This is a genomic window from Paraburkholderia phymatum, assembly GCF_040965635.1.
In the GTDB taxonomy this organism is placed as follows: Bacteria; Pseudomonadota; Gammaproteobacteria; order Burkholderiales; family Burkholderiaceae; genus Paraburkholderia; species Paraburkholderia phymatum_B.
Genome location: NZ_JBFRCH010000163.1, coordinates 1 through 255, shown reverse-complemented (window position 1 = coordinate 255; position 255 = coordinate 1). Strand labels below are relative to the sequence as shown.

Sequence of the window (255 nt, the reverse complement as noted above, 5' to 3'; positions counted from 1 at the left end):
TGCACGGCCTGAGCGGCTCGGCGATGGAATGCTGGGCGCTGGTCCACGCACTGCGCAGCCCGCGCCCGGTCTTTGCATTGCAGGCACGCGGCCTGGATGGAGAGCAGCCGACACAGCGGCACGTCGAGGAAATGGCTGCCTGCTACATCGACGAGATGCGCGCCGTGCAGCCGAACGGGCCGTATTCGGTGACGGGCTATTCGCTCGGCGGGCTGAGCGCGTGCGAGATCGCGCGACCGCTGGAGCGCGCTGGCG

Annotated in this window: 1 protein-coding gene; it reads left to right on the top strand. The window is 69.8% G+C overall.

Translation table 11 applies throughout. From position 1 onward, the window contains the following. On the top strand, positions 1–255 hold a 255-nt coding region (locus tag AB4Y32_RS40620; protein WP_368726597.1), incomplete at both ends, for a thioesterase domain-containing protein.